This window comes from Alishewanella sp. WH16-1, assembly GCF_001441695.1.
Classification (GTDB): Bacteria; Pseudomonadota; Gammaproteobacteria; order Enterobacterales; family Alteromonadaceae; genus Alishewanella; species Alishewanella agri.
In genome coordinates, this window is sequence record NZ_LCWL01000007.1 from 1 (window position 1) to 789 (window position 789).

At 48.8% G+C, this 789-nt stretch carries 1 protein-coding gene; it reads right to left on the bottom strand.

Annotated elements, in window-relative coordinates; genetic code table 11:
* On the bottom strand, nucleotides 1–684 hold a 684-nt coding region (locus AAY72_RS00945; protein WP_057785217.1), incomplete at its 3' end, for an IS630 family transposase.
* Between the last annotated feature and the right edge of the window lie 105 nt (nucleotides 685–789).

The following is a 789-nucleotide window of genomic DNA, read 5'->3' on the forward strand; positions in this document are numbered from 1 at the left end:
ATAAACGATTTGCCCTGTCTGGCCGTGTAATGCTCCCGCCAGATAATGTTTCTTGTTCTGTCCTGGTGTTGCCACTTTACGCTGCTCGCCACGGTGCCCCCAATCTGCACCGATTTTAGGATTCAGATGGATATCCACTTCATCCTGGTAAAACACCGGGTGGTCAATACTGTTATCTGCCAGCGCCTCCCGGATAGCCGCCAGTTTCTCCTTTTTATCCGGGTCTTGGATATAAAGTGTTGGCGCAGCTCGCCGCCAGACAATTCCTGCTTTGGGCAACCAGCGTCTGATTGTTGAGCTGTGGATCTGAATGTTACATAACTTGTTCAGTAACAGCGCAAACAACTCTGTACTCCAGCGTGAACGCTGATATCCAAGCGTCCTTGGCGTGTACTTCAGCAAAATTTTCAGCACGCCACAGATAAAATCCCGATTCTGCCTAGCGGGTCGACCAACGCCTTTAGTTTTTAGACCATCAACACCGGCAACGTCATACCATTTCAACCAGCGGTTAAGCGATGACCGACCCGCTTGCAGTAAGCTCGCAACCTCTGACTTGGTTTTACCTTTCAACACCAGCAAGACGGCATTCGCACGGCGGCAAAGGTCTCTATCTCGTGTTTTGTGAATAATCTTCTTCAGCCGGCGGGTTTCCGCACCATATAAAAATGCTATCCTGTTCATACTCAATGCGTTTGTGTGGCTTATTAGTTTGGCGACCGATCTGATCGCGCAAACCGCATTGAGTTCCCTTCCCTGAGTGATCTACTATTTGGAACAATTATTTAG